The organism is Streptomyces inhibens, assembly GCF_003389455.1.
Classification (GTDB): Bacteria; Actinomycetota; Actinomycetes; order Streptomycetales; family Streptomycetaceae; genus Streptomyces; species Streptomyces inhibens.
The window spans coordinates 1-19,066 of record NZ_QUAC01000208.1; the positions used below are offsets into that span (position 1 = coordinate 1).

The following is a 19,066-nucleotide window of genomic DNA, read 5'->3' on the forward strand; positions in this document are numbered from 1 at the left end:
CCGCGGCCCTGGCCGGGGGGCGGTCGAAGCCCGGCCGCACCCCGGGCCGCGGCGGCAGCAGCACAGGCTCCACGGGCCGGCGCGGCGCCAAGGTGGCCGGGGGCCCGAAGCCGCAGTGGTCGAGCCCGCTGCGGCGCCTGGAGAGCGGACAACTGCGGCTCCTCGGCTCCACCCTCGTGCACTGGGACCAGACCACCGCGGTCGGTTACGACACCGCGACCGGAAAGGAACGGTGGACGGCCTCGCCCCGCGTGCCGTCCGATGTCTCCGGCGAGCCCAACTGGCTCGGCGTCCAGGGATCGACGCTGTACGCCACGGCCTGGGGCGACCGCGGCTACCTGCTCGGCCTGGACGCCAACGGCGCCCTGAAGTTCAGCCACGCGGTCACCGAGCCGGAGGAGGGGTCCTACTCCCCCGACCACATCCACCACGTCTTCTGCGTCGCCGGATCGGTCGCCCTCGTGGGCAGTGACGGCAACCAGGGGTACAAGGTGCGCGCCGTGGACGTCGAGTCGGGGAAGGTGCTGTGGTCCCGCAAAGTGGCCGGCAGTGACCACCATGCATACTCCGATGGGCACACCTGCTTTCTGCACGACGCCAGCACCGTTCACGGCATGGACCTGCGGACCGGCAAGGTGCGCTGGACGGTCCGGGACGTCGTCAGGCCCGGCGACTACCCGGACCTGGCGACCGACGGGAACGCGCTGCTCGTCACCAGCGTCAAGGTGCAGGCGTTCCGCGCCTCCGACGGCCGTGCACTGTGGACCGCCGTCAACGAGCCGACCAACCTCAGCCCCACCACGGTCCTCGGCAGGCGGGCCTACGTCGCGGACGGCCAGGACACCGTCTTCGCCCTCGACACGCGTGACGGCAAGCAGCTGTGGCACACCGCGAGTCCGCTGTCCCTCAACCCCGGAGGCGCACTCGACCCGGGCCCCTCCGCCTCCTCGTCCCTGGTGGCGCTCCCTCTGTTCAGCGCCGTCACCTCGGGCTTCATCGTCCTGCGCGCCTCGGACGGCAAGCTGCTCTGGGCGCATCAGGGCTCCGGTGCCGAAGCCAAGAACAAGAACGCGTGGTTGGTGCAGACCGCCGGCACCACCATCTATGCCGCATCCGACACCACGCTGCACGCCTTCCGGAGCGACGCCCCATGACCACGTACGCATCCCGGAGGGACGCCCCCATGACCACGCAGGCCGACACGGCCGCCACGCACATCGGGCCGTACCGGGTGATCCGGGAACTCGGCGCGGGCGGCATGGGCCGCGTCCATCTGGCCGCGTCGCGCAGCGGCCGCGCCGTCGCCGTCAAGGTCGTACGCCCCGAGCTGGCCGCCGACCCCGACTTCCGGCGGCGCTTCAAGGCCGAGGTGGACGCCGCGCGCGCGGTCAGCGGCGCCTTCACCGCCCCCGTCGTCGACGCCGACCCCGAGGGGCCGCAGCCCTGGCTGGCCACCGCGTACCTCCCCGGCCCCTCGCTCACCGACGCCATCGAGGCCCACGGGCCCATGCCGGAGGCCACCCTGCGGGTGCTCGGCGGGGGTCTCGCCGAGGCGCTGGCCGCCATCCACCGCGCGGGACTGATCCACCGCGACCTCAAGCCGTCCAACATCCTGCTCGCCCTCGACGGGCCCCGAGTCATCGACTTCGGCATCAGCCGGGCCGTCGACGGAACCGTGCTCACCGCCGAAGGCCAGATCATCGGGTCGCCCGGCTTCATGTCGCCCGAGCAGTCGACCGGGGCCGAACTCACCTCCGCCAGCGATGTGTTCGCACTCGGCGCCGTGCTCGCCTTCGCCGCCACCGGCACCCCGCCCTTCGGCACCGGCGCGGTACACGCACTGCTCTACCGCGCCACCCACGAGGCACCGCAGCTGGACGGCGTCCCGCCCGCGCTGCTCGGCATCGTCGCCGCCTGCCTCGAAAAGGACCCGGCCCGGCGTCCGCCCGTCGCGCAACTGCAGGAGTGGCTGCGTCCGGCGACCACCGCGGGGTGGCTCGGCGCGGTCGAGCTTCAGGTGGCCGAGTCGCAGCGCAGCCTCCACGACGAGGTGCGGGCTCCCCTGCTCAGCCGGCGCCGGATCCTGGCCGGCGGCGCGGTGCTCGGCGCGGCCGCGGTCGCCGGCGGGGCCACGCTGCTGGTCCGCTCGCTCGGCCAGGACGCGAGCGCCACCCCCGAACTCTCCTGGTCCAGGGACCTCCCGCAGCCCGGTATGTCCCTCCGTACGGTGACGCCGTCCACGCTGCTGTGCGCCGGGAAGACCTCCGGGGCCTGCTTCGACCGGGCCACCGGCAAACCCCTCTGGAAGGACCTGAGCGGCCAGAACACCACCGTCATCGCGGACGACAAGCGCGTCTACACCGTACGGACCGACGGTAAGGTCCACGCGTTCGACAGCCGGGACGGAAGGGAGCTGTGGGACGCGTCCCCGACCGGGAGCAGCGCGCCGCACCTGGAGTTCGCGAACGGCTCGCTGCTTGTGACCCTCGGCGACAACGGGCGCTTCCAGGGCCTTGACGCGTCAACCGGCGATGTGCGGTGGAAGTCGCCGGACCTGGGCGGAATCGCGGTCGCCGGCGCCACCCGGGGCGGCCAACCGGTCCTGTGGGGCAGCGCCGCGAACACATCGACGACCGCCTCTCTCATCGGGTACACCCTCGTCGCTCCGGACACCGGCGACCGCCTGTGGTCGAAGGACCTCGTCGCCCTCTACCCGCCGGCCGAGGGCAAGGTGCTCTACGCCATCGACGGCGATATGAACCTGCTCGCCCTCAAGCCCTCGGACGGCGACACACTCTGGCGCAAGCCCACCAGCCTGCCGCCGACGAACAGTCAGATCCTGCACTACGCAGGGTCCTTGAGCCTGAACCAGGGCACCCTGTTCTGCTATCCGGACACCGGCGCCGCAGGCGCGACCAGCGGGCTGCTCACGGCCTTCGACCCGTCGACGGGCAAGACCCTGTGGAGCGTACAGACCGCCGCCCGGGGAAGCCGGGGCTACGCCCGGGCCGGCGCGACCGTCTGCTACCTCGACTCGGTCCTGCACGCCGTCGACGCCCAAACCGGAACGGCCCGCTGGACGGCAGGCTCCGGCCTCGGCACGCTCCAGTTCCTCGGCGCCGTACGCGGCCTGTTCCTCGCCGCAGGACCGAAGGGCCTCTACGGCTTCCAGGCCGACACCGGCAAGCAGGTCTGGCATTTCCCGGTCAGCGGCGGATCCGACTCCTGGTCAATGTCCCTTGCCGGCGGCCACTGCTTCGCCAGTTGGTCCGGCAAACTCTTCTGCTTCTCGGTACCCAAGGCGTAGCGGCCAGGGCCCGCGAAAACGGGCCCCACGGCATCGCCACCCACCCGCTACGAGAAAGCGCCGACCATCTACCTGGCCGAACTCCACATCGCCGAACTCCACATCGCAGGTATCCACCTCTGGTCCGCCCGATGATCCGAACGAAACGGCTAGCTGTCACGCACCTCGTCGCGGATCTGGTTCACCCTGGCCGCGAAGGCGTTCAGGTCCCTCTCGTTCGGGTTGGGGTGGGTGCTGGGCGGAAGGCCTTGGGTCACATGCGTCACCGTTGAAGAGTCAGCCCAGGTACACGTCATGTCCAAGGACCGGGTGTTCGTCACCGGGATGGCCCGTGAGACCACGCGGCATTGAAGGGGTTCATCGGAGCCGGCCGGTGTGATCGTTTTGGGCCCGATGTTGATGACGGGATCGCCGTCCCGCCTGTCGAGCAGCCTGATGAGTTCCCGCAGAGCCGCAGAAGGATCGCGAATCTTGCCGTACACACCGGTGACGGCGAGGAGGCCGCCCTTCTCCGCACCCGGGCGGTACACCCCAAAGGCCGGCCGGGCCCCGCGCACCTGACCGGACATCAACTCAGCCAGCCCCTGATCAGGATCGGCTGCGTCGTGCTCACGTGTGTACTGACCGCCCACCATCGTCTCGGGCATGGCCAACCGGACCGCACGGGGAAGTTTCGCGTTCTGGGTGTGCGTGGGTGGTGTCGTACTTGCGCTGCCGCATCCGGAAACGACGGCAGCTGCCACTACCCATGTGCTCCACGTCAGTCGGCGCACGAATCCCCCGGTCCTGGGCCTGATCACGAACGGCCATTGTGCCAGCCGGCACCACCGCAGGTTCGTGGCGACGCCGAAGTCACGCTTGCCACTCCTGCTCCTGCGGCGTTGTCGGCCAGCATCAACTGGTGGCTCGTCTCGCATCGTTGGGTGGGTAATCGACGTCCCGTCTGATGGTCAGCAGACTGTCTCCAGGACCTGATCTTGGAGGTGGTCGTGGGACGTCGGCCGAGTGTGTTCGTCCGTCCGGTCAGTATGGAGGAGGGCCGCCGCCTGCAGCGGATCAGCCGGACCGCGAAGGACCCGGTCAGGTTGCGGCGGGCGATCGTGCTGCTGATGTCCGCCCAGGGCCAGCCAGTCAAGGACATCACCTCGCTGATGCGGGTCGGCGAGGACTACGTCCGCGATGTCATCCACGCCTTCAACGAGCGGGGGTTCGACGCACTTGACCCAAAATGGAGCGGGGGACGCCCCCAGGACGATCGGTGAGCGGGTACGCGAGCACATCTGCCTGATCGCCCGGGCGTCCCCCGCCGACTGGGGCCTGACGGCTTTGCCACCTGGAGCTTGTCCAAGCTCGCCGACCACCTCGTCCAACGGCACGTGGTGCCGAAAATCAGCCGGGAGACGCTGCGCCGCATCCTGCGCTCCGGCAAGATCTCCTGGCAGACCACAACCACGTGGAAGGCCGCTACCGATCCGGACCTCATCGCCAAGATGCACCGGATCCTCGCGCTGTACGACACCCCGCCGGCCGACGGCCGGGTGATATGCGTCGACGAGTTCGGCCCTCTCAACCTCCAGCCGCGCAAGGGCAGGGCCTGGCGGCCAGTCGGCAAGCCCCGCCGGCTGCGGGCCACCTACAACCGATACGGCCGCATGATGCACATGCTCGCCGCCCTTGACCTGGCCACCGGCAAGATCTACTACAGGATTCGGAAGCGTAAGCGGTGGCGAGAGTTCTCGGCCTGCTCAAGTCCCTGCGCTCGCGCCGGCCCGGAGAGAAGCTGCGCGTCGTCCTGGACAACTTCTGCCCGCACAAGCATGCCGAGGTCCGCAGCTGGGCCGCTGACAACGACGTTGAGCTGGTCTTCCTGCCCACCTACGGATCCTGGCTGAACTGGATCGAGCGGAGTTCGCGGCCCTCCGCCACTTCGCCCTCAACGGCACCGATCACCGCACCCACGAGGAGCAGAACGCCGCGATCGCGGCCTACGTCCGCTGGCGCAACGCCCGCGCCGAACCGAAGACCGACTTCGCCCAAGACTCACCCATCCGTCAGTGGACGCAACACCCGGCCCAAGCGGCGTGACAAGCGGTTACGCGACGAGCAGGAGCACGCTGATCGCCAGCATCACCACGGCGGTGGTCCCGTGGATGCCGTAGACGGCCGCCCTGGGCCCGTTGTTGCGCAGCACGATCAGCGCGTCGCCGACGGGTATACCGGTGGCGGCCAGCATGAACCAGCCCAACAAGTGGGGTGTCGCTCCAGCCAGCAGGATGAAGATGAAGAGCCCCGAGGCTATGTCGCGCACGGCCTTGACGGACAGCCAGGCCTGGAAGTTCCGGTCCTCGGTCCGCGTGCCGGGGATGCCAAAGCCCACCGCGGCCTGCGGTGCCCAAAAGGCGCGCGCGCCGACGAAGATGATGCCTGCGCCGATCAGTCCGGCGAGCACGTTGGCGACGTTGGTGAGCATGGGTTGCTTCCCCTCTCGGTGGCAGCCCCGCAGTGATTCCTAGCGGCGCTAGTAGTTACAGCGACGATAGACCTTGCCTCGACAGGATGTCTAGCGTTGCTAGGATGTCGCCATGTCCGCCATCACCGAGCGCCGTGAACGTGAACGCGCCCACCGTCATCAGCTGATCATCACAGCCGCGCGCGAACTCGCGGAGGCCGAAGGCTGGGAGGCGGTGACGACGCGACGGCTGGCTGAACGCGTCGAGTACAGCCAGCCGGTGCTGTACAGCCACTTCAACGGCAAGGACGCCATCGTGAGCGCCGTCGCCATCGACGGCTTCAGCGAACTCGCCGCCCACCTGCGCCGCGCGCGGCTGGCCGCCCCCGAGCCGGGGCAGACCCTGCGCGCCGTCTGCCGCGCCTATCTGGAGTTCGCGACCGAGCGGCCTGCCCTGTACCAGGCCATGTTCGTCCTGCCCACCGACCTGAAGTTCGCGAGCGCCCAGACACCACCCCCGCTACGGGCCGCTTTCGACGAGTTCGTCAGCTGCTTCCGCCCGGACAACGACCGACGCGAACTGTTCGCCGAATTCACCTGGAGCGCATTGCACGGCATGGCTGTCCTGTCCGACAGCGGCCGCATCCCCCCGGACGGCCAGGAGGAACGGCTCGATTTCCTCGTCACTCAGATCGCCGGCACCCCAAGGGGCTGACCACGCAACAACGGGCAATTGAAAGGCCAAGGATCTGAGCCGAGCCGCTAAGGGCTGTCCCGTAATCCCTGGCGGGCGCACGACGACAGCTACGGCACCTCGCCGCGTTGCCGGAACATCCGGATACGCCCAGTATCCGGACGTCCCTCCGCCTTGCGATGCAGCTCGGCATCCAAGGCACGAAGGCAAGAGCCGAGACGGAGCGAGCGCAGCGAGTGCAGCGCATCTGACGCCGTGCGCTGATCCACCAGGGATTACGGGACAGCCCTTGGCCAATCAGGCAGGCGAGTTGAGGCTCTCATTTCCAGCGGAACGATCTGACGCTCCTCGGCAGATTTTCGTAACAGACAGTGCTGCTCAGCGCTCTGGAGAGTCCACCGCGGTCGGGATGTACGCCCCCGGCGCGGCCGCATTGGGCTCTTCGTGGCCCCCTCGATCACGTTGTCCGGCGTTCGCAGCCAGACTTGCTGCCCCGTGGCCGACACTGTCGGGCCGCAGTTGGCGACCATCAGCCTCCGAGGTCCGCGAACATGTGCGGCCGACCGCCGCCGTCAGGTATGCGGCGGCTTGCACAAGTGGCAGTCGGTAGCGAGCCATTGGATGACCCCGCTGAACCCGCTGATCGCCTGGCGGTCGGCGACTGTCGGCCTCGACCACGACTACGAGGGTGGTGGGCCGGAAATTCATGTGCGGATCAGGTTTCCGATTGACAGGCTGAGGTCATGAAGTCTCAGCGCGCCCCCGTCCCTGGCTCCTCCACCACGCCCCGGGCGACGGACTGGACCGCCACGCCCTTCACTGGGGACCTTCTGCGCGGCGCGCTCGACTTGGAGCGCACCGAGCACGGGGTGCTGCCGCACCGACTGCCCGCCCGGGCCCGCGCGCAGTGCGCCGACGGGCAGCTGGCCATGGCGGAGGCCCAGCCCTCCGGCGTACGGCTGGTGTTCCGTACCCGGGCCACCGCCGTCGAGTTGGACACACTCCGCACCAAGATGGCCTACCAGGGCGCCCCGCCCCGTCCGGACGGCGTGTACGACCTGCTCGTCGACGGCCACCTGGCCGGGCAGGCCAGTGTGACCGGCGGCAACGTCCTGATGATGGACATGACCACCGGGTCCGCGGAAACCCGGCCCGGCCCGGTCGGCACCGTTCGGTTCCCTGGTCTTCCCGACCGTGTGAAGGACGTCGAGATCTGGCTGCCGCACAACGAGATCACCCAGCTGGTCGCCCTGCGCACCGACGCCCCCGTCGAGGCCGTGCCGGACGGGGGCCGCAAGGTGTGGCTGCACCACGGCAGTTCGATCAGCCACGGCTCCAATGCCGCAAGCCCCACCACGACCTGGCCGGCGCTGGCCGCCTCCCTCGGCGGCGTGGAGCTGATCAACCTCGGTCTGGGCGGCAGCGCCCTGCTCGATCCGTTCACCGCCCGCGCCCTGCGCGACACCCCCGCGGACCTGATCAGCGTCAAGATCGGCCTCAACCTGGTCAACACCGACCTGATGCGTCTGCGTGCCTTCACTCCGGCGGTCCACGGCTTCCTCGACACCATCCGTGAGGGGCATCCCACCACGCCGCTGCTGGTCGTCTCGCCCATCCTGTGCCCCATCCACGAGGACACCCCCGGCCCCACCGCCCCGGACTTCAGCAACCTCGGCGAGGGAAGGCTCCAGTTCAAGGCCGCGGGCGACCCCGCAGAACGGGCCGACGGGAAGCTGACGCTCAACGTCATCCGGGACGAACTCGCCCGCATCGTGAAACAGCGGGCGGCCGACGATGCGGACCTGCACTACCTCGACGGCCGCGACCTCTACGGCCAGACGGACTTCGCCGAGCTGCCGCTGCCCGACCAGGTCCATCCGGACGCCGCCACACACCGCCGCCTCGGCGAACGCTTCGCCGCCCTGGCCTTCGGCATCGACGGACCGTTCGCCGCCGAGCGTGCCTGAGACGCCCGCTCCTCGTCTGGCTCCGGTCATGATCAGAGCCAGACGAGGAGCGCTGCGGTGGTGACGGTGCCGAGGCAGACGTATCCGCGCTTGTCGTAGCTGGTGGCCGCGGCTCAGAACTACTTCGGCTTGTTGATCGCCTGGTTCGCCGGTGTTGCGCTGCTTCTACCGGTCTTGTCGAAGCCGGGAGGCCGCCCACCGCGCGAGCCCCTGCACCGGCGGCCTGCCGCCTGGTCCGTCTTCTTCTCCGCAATCACGTGCCGGATACCGCGCTTGCGCAGGTAGGAGCGGGTTCTCCGACGCGGAACGCCTTGTCGGCACCCACGCTGTCGGGCCTGCGGCGGGGCCTGCCCTGCCCCTGCCGGGGGGCTCGGATCTTGTCCATAACCGCCTCGAACCGAGTGCAGTCCGCCCGCTCCCCCGGCGTGACGACCAGCGACGGCGGGGGCACTTCACCATCCGCCGCCAGGTGCAGCTTCGTGGTCAGCCCACCACGGGAGCGGCCAAACGCCTCGCTTGCCCCACCGCCACCGCCAGGAAGGGGCACAGGCACAGGGCGCTTCCTTAGGCCGATACGACTCCCTCGTGGTACGCCGCCGGCCTCGGAGCAGGACGGACCGGCCTGTCGCGGCGCAGCCCTCTCGCACCGTCATCGCGCGTCGACCGTACGCAGAGCCGATCGGCGTTCGCTGTGCGCTGGTAATACACCCGGCTTCCTTCTCGTACCCGTGTGACCAGCCCTGCACGGAGAAGGTGGGTGAGGTGGTAGGAGACGGTCGACGAGCCGAGGTGTTGACGGTCGGCGAGTTGCGTGGTGGTACGGGGCACATCGAGGTCGGCCAGCAGGGCGGACCGGGAGTGCCCGATGACACTCCCCAGCAGCGGGTCGGTCCCCCTGGCCGAACGGTCCGGTCCGTTAGGGCGGCGGGTCGGATAGATGAGGTAGATGCCGCGTTCCTGCCAGGGATCCACGCTGACGAGCCAACTGTGCGCCAGCGCCGAAGGAAAGAGTGTGATGTCCGTGCTTCCCGCCACCCCGATCTGCTGTTCGCTCTCCAGGTGCAGAGCGCAGCAGCGATAAGTGATCTGCCAGTGCAGGGAGTTCAGTGCGGTGTGCAGACCGCTGCGGGCGATGATGCGTGCCCGGTGGTCGACGTCGGCTTCTGCACTGGCGACGATGGAAGGCCACAGGGGCGCGATAGTTTGCTGTCAGAACGATGCCAGTTCCGATGCCTTCCCTTGCATGGGTGAGGGCTGGAACATTCGGTTCATCTGCCGGGCGACCACCGAAGAAGGCGTCGTGGCGACCTTGTGCAATTCCGCGTCGAGATCCGGTGGGAGGTTTGCGGACGCCCCGGGGGTCATAAAGTCCGGTGCATAACCGCGGATCTCACTGCGCAGTGCGGACAGAAGATGCAGATATCGTTCCTGTAGCGCGGCGTCGACCTGCTTTCTGTTCACGCTCACGTTGCTCACGGATTGAGGGCGATGGGGCTACAGGACCGCTCCGGCCTGCATCAACGGTGATACGGCGAATCGCATTGCCGCCAACGTGTCCGCGTGCGTAGCGATGTTGATCATGCCTGCCCCTGAGAAGCGCTGCCCCCTCGTCTGCGCTCGAACCCCATCATTCCGTGATCCACTTCCGAGGTATCGGCGGACCCGGAGTCCATTGAGACACGGTGGCAGCGCCGCCTGGCAGCTCACGGTCCTCGGTGGAGGAATGGATTCCGACTGCGACGACGGACTCGCCGAGGCACTTGCCGTCGATGCGCACGTAATTGGGCGGCACATCCAGAGCCCTCGTGGCCGAAGACGGCGCGCGATGCTTGTACGGCGACGCTCGACGAGCGCGCTGAGGCGGGGGCCGCGACGCTGAACCCTCAGCCGATCGCCCACGTTCCCCCGCGGACCACCTTGTCTTCGGCCGACGGGCGCTCCAGCCCGAGGCGCGCCCCACGATCAAGTGGCGGGCGACACAGCTCAGTTGGGCTGCCGCCTCTGGTGATGCATGACCAGCGGCAGGAACAGCAGGTCCACCACTTCCTCCAGATCAGCGTCGGAGGGGGTGTGGCGAGCCATCATGAGCTCGTTGACGACCAGTACCACCGGAAGCGTGACCAGCCGGTCGGGGAGCGGAGCCGCCGGGTCGATCTCCCCGCGTCGAGCTGCCCGGTCCAGGACCGTACGCATCCATTCGTACCCCGCGCCACGGTTCCGGGACGCGAGGTATGCGGAGAGCTCCGTGTCGTGGCTCTGCTCCTCGGCGAGCACCTGCAGGATCGGGGCGAGTTCCCCCATCCGCTTGACGACGAGGCGTAGCAATGCCAGCACGTCGCCACGCAACTCTCCGGTGTCGGGGGGCTCGGCCGCCAGCGGTGGCGCCTTGTGGCGCAACGCGGCCAGGACCAGATCCCGCCGGTTCGACCACCGGCGATAGAGCACCGCGCGGCTGGTGCCGGCGCGTGCGGCCACGGCCTCGTACGTCAGCTGTGCGTAGCCAACGGCGAACAGTTCGTCCCAAGTGGCCTGGAGCAGCGCGGCTTCCAGCTCAGCGCCTCTTCGGCGCTTGCGCGCGGGTTCTTTGGACACACCGTGTATCTTAACTGCCGAGCGCGTAAGATACGCGTTGACTCTTATTGGAGAGGGTTGGTTGGCATGCGCGGCAAAGGCATCCACTACGACACCGGCACATCACCGAATGGCCAGAGCTCCCGTCCGTCCTTCGACCCCCGCGTCGTTGAGCAGGAGATGCGGATCATCGCGGAGGACCTGCACTGCTCGGCGGTACGCATCACCGGCGGTGACCCCGACCGGCTCACCACGGCGGCGATACATGCCGCGGCCGCCGGACTGGAGGTCTGGTACTCGCCGTTCCCCTGCGAGATGACGAACCAGCAGATGCTGCCGTACTTCGCCCACTGCGCCGAGCAGGCCGAACAGTTGCGGCGCGACGGCGCTGACGTCGTCCTCGTCACCGGCTGCGAACTGAGCCTGTTCGCCGCTGGATACCTTCCCGGTGATACCTTCTCCGCCCGCATCCCGGTGCTCGCGGGCCCGGGGCGCGAGGCTGCGCTCAAGGGCATCCCCGACCGGGTCAACGCATTCCTCGACGAGGTCGTCCGCACTGTCCGGCCGGTCTTCGGCGGCCCGATCAGCTATGCGTCCAACCCTCTGGACGGCGTCGACTGGAGTCCGTTCGACATCGTCGGCCTCGACGCCTACCGCGGCCTGCGGAACGCCGCCACATACCGCGACGACCTCCGCACGGACCTCGTCCATGGCAAGCCGGTCGCGATCATGGAGGTCGGCTGCTGCACCTACCAGGGGGCAGGCGACTTCGGCGGCGCGGGCTGGTACCTGGCCATGGAGCCGGACGGTGTCACCCTCAAGGCAGATCTGGTGCGCGACGAAGGCGAACAGGTCCGCTATCTGCACGACCTCATGCCCGTATTCGAGGAGGAAGGCGTCGACACGGTGTTCTGGTTCAGCTTCGCCGGCTACAGCACTCCCCACCGAGCCACCCCCGGCCCGGACCTGGACTTGGCGTCGTACGGCATCGTCAAGCTCCTCGACGGGGACGGCTCCCCCACCCCCGCGCGCGCCTATCCCGGCATGCCCTGGGAACCCAAGGAGGCGTTCCACGCGCTCGCGGCCTACTACGGGGGCCTCGGGCGGCAACCCACCGCCGACACAAGCCCGCGGTAGCCGTCAGCCCTCGTGCGCGGCCAGAACAGCTGGGTGCCCGGCCCTTGCCCGTCTGCGTGACCGGCCCTACCCGTATGCGTGACCGGTCCTTGGCCGTAGGGGATGCGTACGCTCTTCCCTGATGGCGTGGCTCAAGTACGGGCCTGCGACGGCCCATTGGGCGGCGTGTCCGCCGCGGGGGGTGCGGAGTCGTGGCACCCGCGGCGAGCGGGTGGCCCACGTCGCGGGGAGTGCGACGGCGGGGACCACCACGGCGGCCAGCGGCACGTGGTCGAGACCGTACGCCGCCACCGCCCAGCCGCCGATTGCGGCGCCGGAGGCAATGCCGGCGTTGGCCGCAGAGGCTCGACGCTCTCGGGGTGGCGGCGAGGTTATGCCCTTGCCGGCCACGGGATCACCCGTAACTGCGGGGACGGGTGATCCCCGTCCCCGCAGGGCGTACGGGCCCACAGTGCGCTCTCCGGCGCCGCCGGGGCGGGTGCTCGCGTGCGCCCGGCCGGGGGTTGCCGGGAAGGCGGTGCTACGCATCGCGCAGCCGTAGCAGCAGTCCGCCGCCCAGGAGCGCCGTGGCGGCCCATGCGGCGAGCACGCCGAGTCCTGCCCATGGGCTGAGGGGCAGATGGGAGAGATGGGTGGTGGCCTGGATGGCGAGACCGGCGTTCATGGGCGAAATCTGGAAGAGGAGTCGCTGCGTGTCCGGGTCGGAGATGAGGTGGATCATGAGCGGGCAGAGGTAGAGCACGCCGAGTACACCCCCGATGGCTGTTGCGGAGTCCCGTACGGCGACGGCAACGCCGAGGCCGAGCAAGGCGATCAGCGCGAGGTAGAGGACCGAACCGACGGACGCGCGCAGCGTCGGTGCGTCGGCCAGGGACAGGAGCGGATAGCCGTGCACAGGGGTGAAGCCGTTGCCGGGCAGGATGAGCCGCCCGGCCAGTACGGACGCGAGTACGGCGATGGTCCCCGCAGCCAGCGTCATGCCGGTGAGGACGGCGGCCTTGGCGGCCAGGACGGTGGCCCGGCGCGGCATTGCTGTGAGGGTGGTGCGGATCATGCCCGAGCTGTACTCGCCGCTGACCGTCAGCACTGCCATCATGGCGACGACCGCCTGGCCCAGCTGGATCCCGGTGAGGCTGAGCTTGGTGGCGTCCTGGTCGCAGCCTGCTGACGAGCAGGTCACGGCGGCGGCTGCGGCGGCGCTCAGGGCCACGGTCAGCGCGATGACGGCGAGCAGCAGCCAGGCGGTGCCTGCCATGGTGCGCAGTTTCGTCCATTCCGCGTGCAGTTCCTGCCTCATGCGTCGCTCCGGCGCATCCGCAGGACGGCCAGGCCGAGGGCGAGCGCGGCAAATCCGCAGAGCACGGCGAGGCCGGCCCATGGCGCCAGTGGGTAATAGCCCGCCGATGGCGCGTAGTTGTTCATTACGTGCGGGTACTCCGGGATGCTCTGCTGGATCGCGAATCCGGCGGCCGGCGTGAGCCGCAGCAGCCACTGCGCCACGCCCACGGGCAGCACCGAAGTGGTCGCCAGGCCGTAGGGGAGGACGATCACCACCATGGCGGTGACGACGGCCGCGGCGCTGCGGCGGAACAGGGCGCCGAGGGCGAGGGCGAGGACCGCTGCGGCGGCAAGCAGCACGGCGGTGCCGACGACGTACGGGGTGGGCGAACGGATGGGCTGAAGCGAGGTCGAGGAGATCCGGCAAACCCGGTTCCCCTCGGATTACGTCCGCTTTATGCAGGTGGACGGGGCGGGGTTGGTCAGCGGGGAGATCGTGGTTCTGCTGCCGGTACCGCAGTCCGACACGTACACGGACGGGTCGGGCCTGCGGGACGAGACGGAGAACGCCCGTCTCACCTGGGAGATGTGCAAAGACGAGGCCGACTTCGACGTGGACCCCGGGTCCATCGTGGCGTGGGGTGTCAGCACGGGTGCCGACATCTACTGCCGGCTGACCATGGACGACGACCCGGACCGGTGGCCGGTGCTCGTGTGCGGGCGGCACACCAGTCCGGCGTTCCAGGTGCGCCCCTTCGGTATGGCCGAGTTCCTCCAGAGGCTCCTCGGCGATGCCACGTTTCAGGAGGAGACGATCAGCGTGGCCCTGCCGGAGGAGGTGTCCTTCGTCAACTGGCGCGAGCAACAGCGCCGCCGGACGGCGCGCGCCTGAACTCGGCCACCGGCCCCAGGGCAGGGCCTCCTGCCCAGCTGTCGCCGGCCTACTCGGCCCAGCTGCGCGGCCGGCGGTCAGGTCTTGCTGAGCCGCACCACGTCCCCGGCGCCGCCGCCCGCGAGGACATCGATCCGGGCTCCGGTGTCCGGATCGGTGAAGGTCTGGCCAGGCTTGTATGCGGCCAGGTCCAGCTGGGTGCAGCCTGTGGGCGGGGTGGCGGCCGGGTTGGCGTTCATGATCCTGACCGGTCCCTCGCCGGTCTGGGCGGCGGAATCGACCTTGTAGATGAGGACGCCGGTGGAGCAGGCGCCTTGGTCGTTGCCCTCGGCGCGGCGGGATTCGGCGATGTACGCCGTGGTCTCACCGGTGCGCAGTACGGCGATCTTGGTCCCGCCGGGGCGCTCCACCGGGGTCAGCTTTACGGTGCGGCGTCCGGGCCCGGGCAGGCAGGCGACCTGGTTGTCACGGGTCCAGCCGAGCTTCCACGAGTGCCAGCCCAGGTACTGCGGGGCGGGTCCTGCGATGTTGCCCATGACGTCCCAGCCGCCGGCGTACTGGTGGGTGGCGCCGGTGAAGGAGTACAGGTCCGGGAGGCCGAAGGTGTGACCGGTCTCGTGGGCGGCGACCTTGTATCCCCAGCGCCACATGTCCTGCCCGAAGGTGACCGCCCATTTGATGCGGGTGCCGTCGGCGGTGACTCCGGGCGTGGTCGGGTCGTAGAGGTAGGTCGGGGAGAAGGAGATCGCGGCCGCCGCCTTCGTGGGGACGACGTAGACCATGTCGTACCGGGAAAGGTCCGCGTAGGGGTCGGCGGCGGTGATCGCGTCGCGTACGTACTTCTCGTGGGCCTCGAAGGTGAGGCCGCGCGCGAACCCGTACGAGGTGGAGTCCGCGGGCATCCGGATCCAGCGGTGCAATGAGCTGATGGCGAGCCGGGAGCGGCCGTAGCTGGCTCTGCTCATCCAGTCGGCGGCCGGGGCGAGTTGGGTGGCGTACGCGTCCGTGGAGTCCGTGGCCTGTGCGTCGGGGAAGTCCACGAACAGGGTCAGGACGCGGTGGTTGCCGCTGGAGGGCTGGAACTGGGCCGCGTCGGTGTTGTGGCCTTCGTCGGTCCAGCCGGTCTTGCCGGGGAGAGCGCAATCAGCGGCAGGGGCAGGGGCAGGCGAGTTGGGCTTGGCCTCCGCACCCGCCGTAGCCGGGGTCGCGAGGCAGGAGGCGAGGGCGAATACCGCGGCGAGGGGCCGCAGTCGGGTCGGCAGGGCGGACATGGCTCTCCCAACGGGGGCAGCGGAAAGAGGGGAGGAAGTGGAGGGAAGGGACGGACGACTGGGTTACGCGCGGCCTGCGGCCAGGTCCATCAGGCGGGCCAGGACACGGCCGCCGGAGGCGTTGCCCCCGTCGTGCTCCCACTCATTGGTGACCCAGACACGGGTGGCGCCGACCTCGCGCGCGGTACCCAGGGAGAGTCCGGCGTCGACGTACATGTCGTCGTGGTAGACGATCGCAGCGAGGGGGACCTGGTTGGCGACGAGGCGATGGGGGTCGTACAGCGGCGGCCAGTCGGCGCGTTCGGCCAGCAGGTCGGCGGCGTCCGCGAAGGGCCGCAGGCCCTTGATCTCGCGGAACATCCAGGGGTAGATCATCTCTCCGGTGAAGAGGAGGGGGTCCGCCTCCTCGGTGAATTCGGAGAAGCCGGCGAGTGCCCGGGAGGCCGCCCAGCCGGTCGGGCCGGCGCCCTGCCCGTAGAGCGTCTCCTGCATCACGACGAACAGCGGATTGTCGGTGAAGCCGGTCAGGTTCATCACCTGGTAGAGGAAGGTGTCGGTCAACTCGCCGTCGGCGTCCAGGGATTCATCGAGCAGCCAGTGGAGTCGCTCGAAGCCGTCGCCCATGCCGAGGGCGAGGCCGAGGGTGCGCAGACGGCGGATGGTGAGCCGGTCCCCGTCGGGCAGCCGGACCTCTGTGGTCGCGAGGAGTTCGGCGATCGTGCTGAGGCGGGAGGCGTCGTCCGGGTAGCGGGCGTAGAAGTCGAGGACCCGGTCCCGCACCCGCGGGTAGGTGCGGGCGTAGACGTCGTCGGCGGTGGCGGTGAGGCCGGGCAGACCACCCGTCACGTAGCAGGCTTTGAGGCCCTCGGGCGCCTGGGAGAGATAGGTGAGGGTGATGAAGCCGCCGTAGCTCTGACCGAGGGTTTCCCAGGGTTCGCCCTCGCACAGTTGACGGCGGATCAGTTCGGCGTCGGCGACGATCGAATCGGCGCGGAAGTGGCCGAGATACGTGGCGAGTTGGTCGGCGGAACCGAAACCGGAGGCGACTCGGGCGGTGACCGGTGTGGAACGGCCGGTGCCGCGCTGGTCGAGCAGCAGCACCCGGTGGGTCTTGAGCGCCTGGGCCAGCCAGCCGGGCGAACCGGCTGACGGGCGGGGCGATTTGCCGCCCGGGCCGCCTTGCAGAAAGAGCAGCCAGGGCAGCCGCTCGCCCGCACGGGCCGGGTCGACGACCTCCCGGGCGAATATCTGGATGTCCGGCCCGTTGGGGGCGGAGTGGTCCAGAGGAACGGTGAAGGTGTGGTCGACGGTCGCGTAAGCGGGGTTCATGGATCCCTTTCACAGCTCAAGAGCCATAGCATGAAGTGTGACATTGCACGGTCAGCATGGTGTGGCCGGTTGCCGGCGGGGAGCCCTCACGTCCGCATAACTCCACGTTATGGAGGGCCTGTCCCGCCTCTGGGCTGCGGCCCGCCTCAGTGGGCTGCGGCCCGCCTCGAACGGGCCGCTACCGGGCGGATTTCGCCGCGGCCTCGCTCTTGGCCCAGAGCGAGCGGACATGTCCCAGGTGCTTGGCCATGCACTTCTCCGCACCCTTCGCGTCGCCCGCCAGCATCAGATCGAGAAGTTCCAGGTGCTCCTCCGCCGACGGGATCAGCTCGCCCCGCTCGTCCAGGGCGTTGAGCCCGTACAGGCGCGAGCGTTTGCGCAGGTCGCCGACGGTTTCGACGAGCCTCTCGTTGCCGGAGAGGGCGAGGAGCGAGAGATGGAACTGCCGGTCCGCCTCCAGGTAGCCGATGAGATCGTGCTCGCGCGCGGCTCGCACGATTTCCTCGGCGACCGGCCGCAGCGCCTCCAGCTCCGCACGGCCGGCGGACCGGGTGATCCGGCCGACCATGGGGATCTCGATGAGCGCGCGGATCTCGGTGTACTGGTCGAGGTCGCGCTCGTTGACCTCGGTGACGCGGAAGCCCTTGTTGCGGACGGGCTCGACCAAGCCCTCGCGGGCCAGGTCGAGCATCGCCTCGCGCACGGGCGTGGCGGAGATCCCGAAGTCCTCGGCAAGGACCGGGGCCGAGTACACCTCACCCGGGCGCAGCTCACCGGAGATCAGGGCGGCCCGCAGGGCGTGGGCGACCTGGTCGCGCAGCCGCTCCCGGGTGGCGTTGAGATCGCGGTGCTTCAGGTGCCCCATAACGGTGGTGATCCCTTCATGCCGAGCGGATCACCCAGCATACAATGTCACATTGTTTGTGCAGGTGACAGGGTGTACGTGCGGCTGGAAGTGTAGAACTCCAGGGCGGCGCGGCCCTGTTCCCGCGGTCCGTGGCTGGATGCCTTGGCGCCGCCGAACGGCAGATGGAAGTCGACGCCGGTGGACGGCGCATTGACCCTGATCATTCCGGTGTCGAGCTGGTCGAGCCCGTGCAGGACCGTGTCCAGTCCGGTGGAGTGGACCGAGGTGACCAGGCCGTACGGGACCGAGTTGGTGATCCGGACCGCGTGGGCCAGGTCGTCGGCGGGCAGCAGTGCCGCGATCGGGCCGAAGACCTCCTCGCGCAGCAGCCGGTGGCCCGGGGACACCTTCTCGACCAGGGTCGGGGCCGCGTACCAGCCGGGAAGGCCGGGGACGGTTCCGCCCGCGAGTACCGAGAGCCCGTCCCAAGCAGCACTGACCTGATCGCGAGCGTGCTCGTTGATGAGGGGTCCGCACACGGTGGACGGGTCGGCCGGGTCGCCGACCGTCACCGCCCGCAGGGCTTCCGAGAGCGCCTCACGCAGGGGGTCGAGCGCCGCGCCGACCGCGATCACGCGACTGGTGGCGGTGCACTTCTGGCCCGCGAATCCGGCGATCGAGGCGGCGATGTGGGCCGCGGCCTGCCCGATGTCCGCGTCCGGGAGGACGATGGCCGCGTTCAGGCCACCCATCTCGGCCTGGACCGGGATGCCCCGGGCCGTGGTGGCACGCGCGACCGCCTGGCCGACGGTCGTCGAGCCGGTGAAGGAGACGACATCGGCGGCGGAGACGAGTGCGTTGCCCTCGGTCGCTCCGCCGGGCAGCACGGTGAACACGTCGGCCGGCAGGGCCTGCTCGACGAGCGAGGCGAGGCGCCTGGCGCAGGCCGTCGCCTCGGGAGCGGGTTTGAGAACCACCGTGTTGCCCGCGGCGAGCGCCGGGGCGGCCTTCCAACTCGGAATGGCGAACGGGAAGTTCCAGGGGGTGATGAGTCCGGCGACACCATGCGGACGGCGGCGGGTCAGCAGCAGGCCCGGGCCGACGGCGGGTTCGTGGACGGCGCCGCTGGGTTCGTAGGGGGCCTGGGCGTAGTACCGCCAGATCGCGACGGTCCTGGCGACCTCGGCGCGCGCCTCGGCGAGCGGCTTGCCGACCTCGCGGACAGCGAGGGCGGCCAGTTCGTCCGCGGCGGCCTCGATGGCGGCGGCGACCGCGCCCAGGGCGGCCGACCGGGCGGCAGCACCGCCGGTCAGCCAGCCGGGCT

General features: G+C 69.6%; 18 protein-coding genes and 1 pseudogene. 8 read left to right on the top strand and 11 right to left on the bottom strand.

Annotated features, from left to right (window positions below):
• Both DY245_RS25675 and DY245_RS25680 read left to right on the top strand, forming a co-directional pair.
• On the top strand, positions 1–1,154 hold a 1,154-nt coding region (locus DY245_RS25675; RefSeq protein WP_147318373.1), incomplete at its 5' end, for an outer membrane protein assembly factor BamB family protein.
• Positions 1,155–1,183: 29 nt separating this feature from the next.
• Positions 1,184–3,307, top strand: coding sequence for a serine/threonine-protein kinase (locus DY245_RS25680; protein ID WP_128509595.1), 2,124 nt, complete (start codon positions 1,184–1,186; stop codon positions 3,305–3,307).
• A 149-nt stretch (positions 3,308–3,456) separates the two neighbouring features.
• Here the strand turns inward: DY245_RS25680 and DY245_RS25685 are convergent, their stop codons facing one another.
• A complete protein-coding gene (locus DY245_RS25685; RefSeq protein WP_128509596.1) occupies positions 3,457–3,954 on the bottom strand; it encodes a hypothetical protein in 498 nt (165 codons plus the stop codon).
• Positions 3,955–4,296: 342 nt separating this feature from the next.
• Between DY245_RS25685 and DY245_RS25690 the strand changes: the two genes are divergently transcribed.
• Both DY245_RS25690 and DY245_RS46760 read left to right on the top strand, forming a co-directional pair.
• Entirely contained in the window at positions 4,297–4,569 is a 273-nt protein-coding gene (locus tag DY245_RS25690; protein WP_220377943.1) for a helix-turn-helix domain-containing protein, read from the top strand.
• A 461-nt stretch (positions 4,570–5,030) separates the two neighbouring features.
• Positions 5,031–5,153: pseudogene (locus DY245_RS46760) on the top strand (IS630 family transposase); the annotation flags it as partial.
• 246 nt (positions 5,154–5,399) lie between these two features.
• Here the strand turns inward: DY245_RS46760 and DY245_RS25700 are convergent.
• Entirely contained in the window at positions 5,400–5,777 is a 378-nt protein-coding gene (locus DY245_RS25700; protein ID WP_128509597.1) for a DUF4267 domain-containing protein, read from the bottom strand.
• A gap of 112 nt (positions 5,778–5,889) precedes the next feature.
• Between DY245_RS25700 and DY245_RS25705 the strand changes: the two genes are divergently transcribed.
• Together DY245_RS25705 and DY245_RS25710 are read left to right on the top strand one after the other, a co-directional pair.
• Positions 5,890–6,471: a TetR/AcrR family transcriptional regulator gene (locus tag DY245_RS25705; protein WP_128509598.1), complete on the top strand. Its 582-nt coding sequence runs from the start codon at positions 5,890–5,892 to the stop codon at positions 6,469–6,471.
• A 722-nt stretch (positions 6,472–7,193) separates the two neighbouring features.
• Positions 7,194–8,417: a GDSL-type esterase/lipase family protein gene (locus DY245_RS25710; RefSeq protein ID WP_128509599.1), complete on the top strand. Its 1,224-nt coding sequence runs from the start codon at positions 7,194–7,196 to the stop codon at positions 8,415–8,417.
• A 564-nt stretch (positions 8,418–8,981) separates the two neighbouring features.
• On the opposite strand, the gene DY245_RS44665 is transcribed toward DY245_RS25710, so the two are convergent.
• The 3 genes from DY245_RS44665 to DY245_RS25730 all read right to left on the bottom strand — a co-directional run bounded on the left by DY245_RS44665 (position 8,982) and on the right by DY245_RS25730 (position 11,009).
• Positions 8,982–9,452: an ArsR/SmtB family transcription factor gene (locus tag DY245_RS44665; protein WP_220377944.1), complete on the bottom strand. Its 471-nt coding sequence runs from the start codon at positions 9,450–9,452 to the stop codon at positions 8,982–8,984.
• 174 nt (positions 9,453–9,626) lie between these two features.
• On the bottom strand, positions 9,627–9,893 hold the full coding sequence (locus DY245_RS25725; protein ID WP_128509601.1) for a hypothetical protein: 267 nt from the start codon (positions 9,891–9,893) through the stop codon (positions 9,627–9,629).
• A 507-nt stretch (positions 9,894–10,400) separates the two neighbouring features.
• The gene (locus tag DY245_RS25730) at positions 10,401–11,009 is read right to left on the bottom strand and encodes a TetR/AcrR family transcriptional regulator (RefSeq protein WP_244943260.1); all 609 of its coding nucleotides are present in this window, start codon (positions 11,007–11,009) and stop codon (positions 10,401–10,403) included.
• Positions 11,010–11,075: 66 nt separating this feature from the next.
• Here DY245_RS25730 and DY245_RS25735 point away from each other — a divergent pair, with 66 nt between their 5' ends.
• A complete protein-coding gene (locus tag DY245_RS25735; RefSeq protein WP_128509602.1) occupies positions 11,076–12,125 on the top strand; it encodes a glycoside hydrolase family 113 protein in 1,050 nt (349 codons plus the stop codon).
• Positions 12,126–12,645: 520 nt separating this feature from the next.
• On the opposite strand, the gene DY245_RS25740 is transcribed toward DY245_RS25735, so the two are convergent.
• Together DY245_RS25740 and DY245_RS25745 are read right to left on the bottom strand one after the other, a co-directional pair.
• Positions 12,646–13,422 carry an ABC transporter permease subunit gene (locus DY245_RS25740; protein ID WP_128509603.1) on the bottom strand — a complete coding sequence of 259 codons (777 nt, stop codon included), beginning with the start codon at positions 13,420–13,422 and terminating at the stop codon, positions 12,646–12,648.
• Positions 13,419–13,763, bottom strand: a complete 345-nt coding sequence (locus DY245_RS25745) for a hypothetical protein (RefSeq protein WP_181923865.1) — start codon at positions 13,761–13,763, stop codon at positions 13,419–13,421. The genes DY245_RS25740 and DY245_RS25745 overlap by 4 nt, the downstream gene beginning before the upstream one ends.
• 97 nt (positions 13,764–13,860) lie before the next feature.
• Here DY245_RS25745 and DY245_RS25750 point away from each other — a divergent pair, with 97 nt between their 5' ends.
• Positions 13,861–14,295 carry an SMI1/KNR4 family protein gene (locus DY245_RS25750; RefSeq protein ID WP_128509604.1) on the top strand — a complete coding sequence of 145 codons (435 nt, stop codon included), beginning with the start codon at positions 13,861–13,863 and terminating at the stop codon, positions 14,293–14,295.
• A 77-nt stretch (positions 14,296–14,372) separates the two neighbouring features.
• On the opposite strand, the gene DY245_RS25755 is transcribed toward DY245_RS25750, so the two are convergent.
• The 4 genes from DY245_RS25755 to DY245_RS25770 all read right to left on the bottom strand — a co-directional run.
• The gene (locus DY245_RS25755; RefSeq protein WP_128509605.1) at positions 14,373–15,566 is read right to left on the bottom strand and encodes a M6 family metalloprotease domain-containing protein; all 1,194 of its coding nucleotides are present in this window, start codon (positions 15,564–15,566) and stop codon (positions 14,373–14,375) included.
• A gap of 63 nt (positions 15,567–15,629) precedes the next feature.
• Positions 15,630–16,895, bottom strand: a complete 1,266-nt coding sequence (locus DY245_RS25760) for an alpha/beta fold hydrolase (protein ID WP_128509606.1) — start codon at positions 16,893–16,895, stop codon at positions 15,630–15,632.
• A gap of 178 nt (positions 16,896–17,073) precedes the next feature.
• Entirely contained in the window at positions 17,074–17,760 is a 687-nt protein-coding gene (locus tag DY245_RS25765; protein WP_128509607.1) for a GntR family transcriptional regulator, read from the bottom strand.
• Positions 17,761–17,807: 47 nt separating this feature from the next.
• Positions 17,808–19,066 (bottom strand): aldehyde dehydrogenase family protein (locus DY245_RS25770; RefSeq protein WP_147318374.1); only part of this gene is annotated, 1,259 nt, incomplete at its 5' end.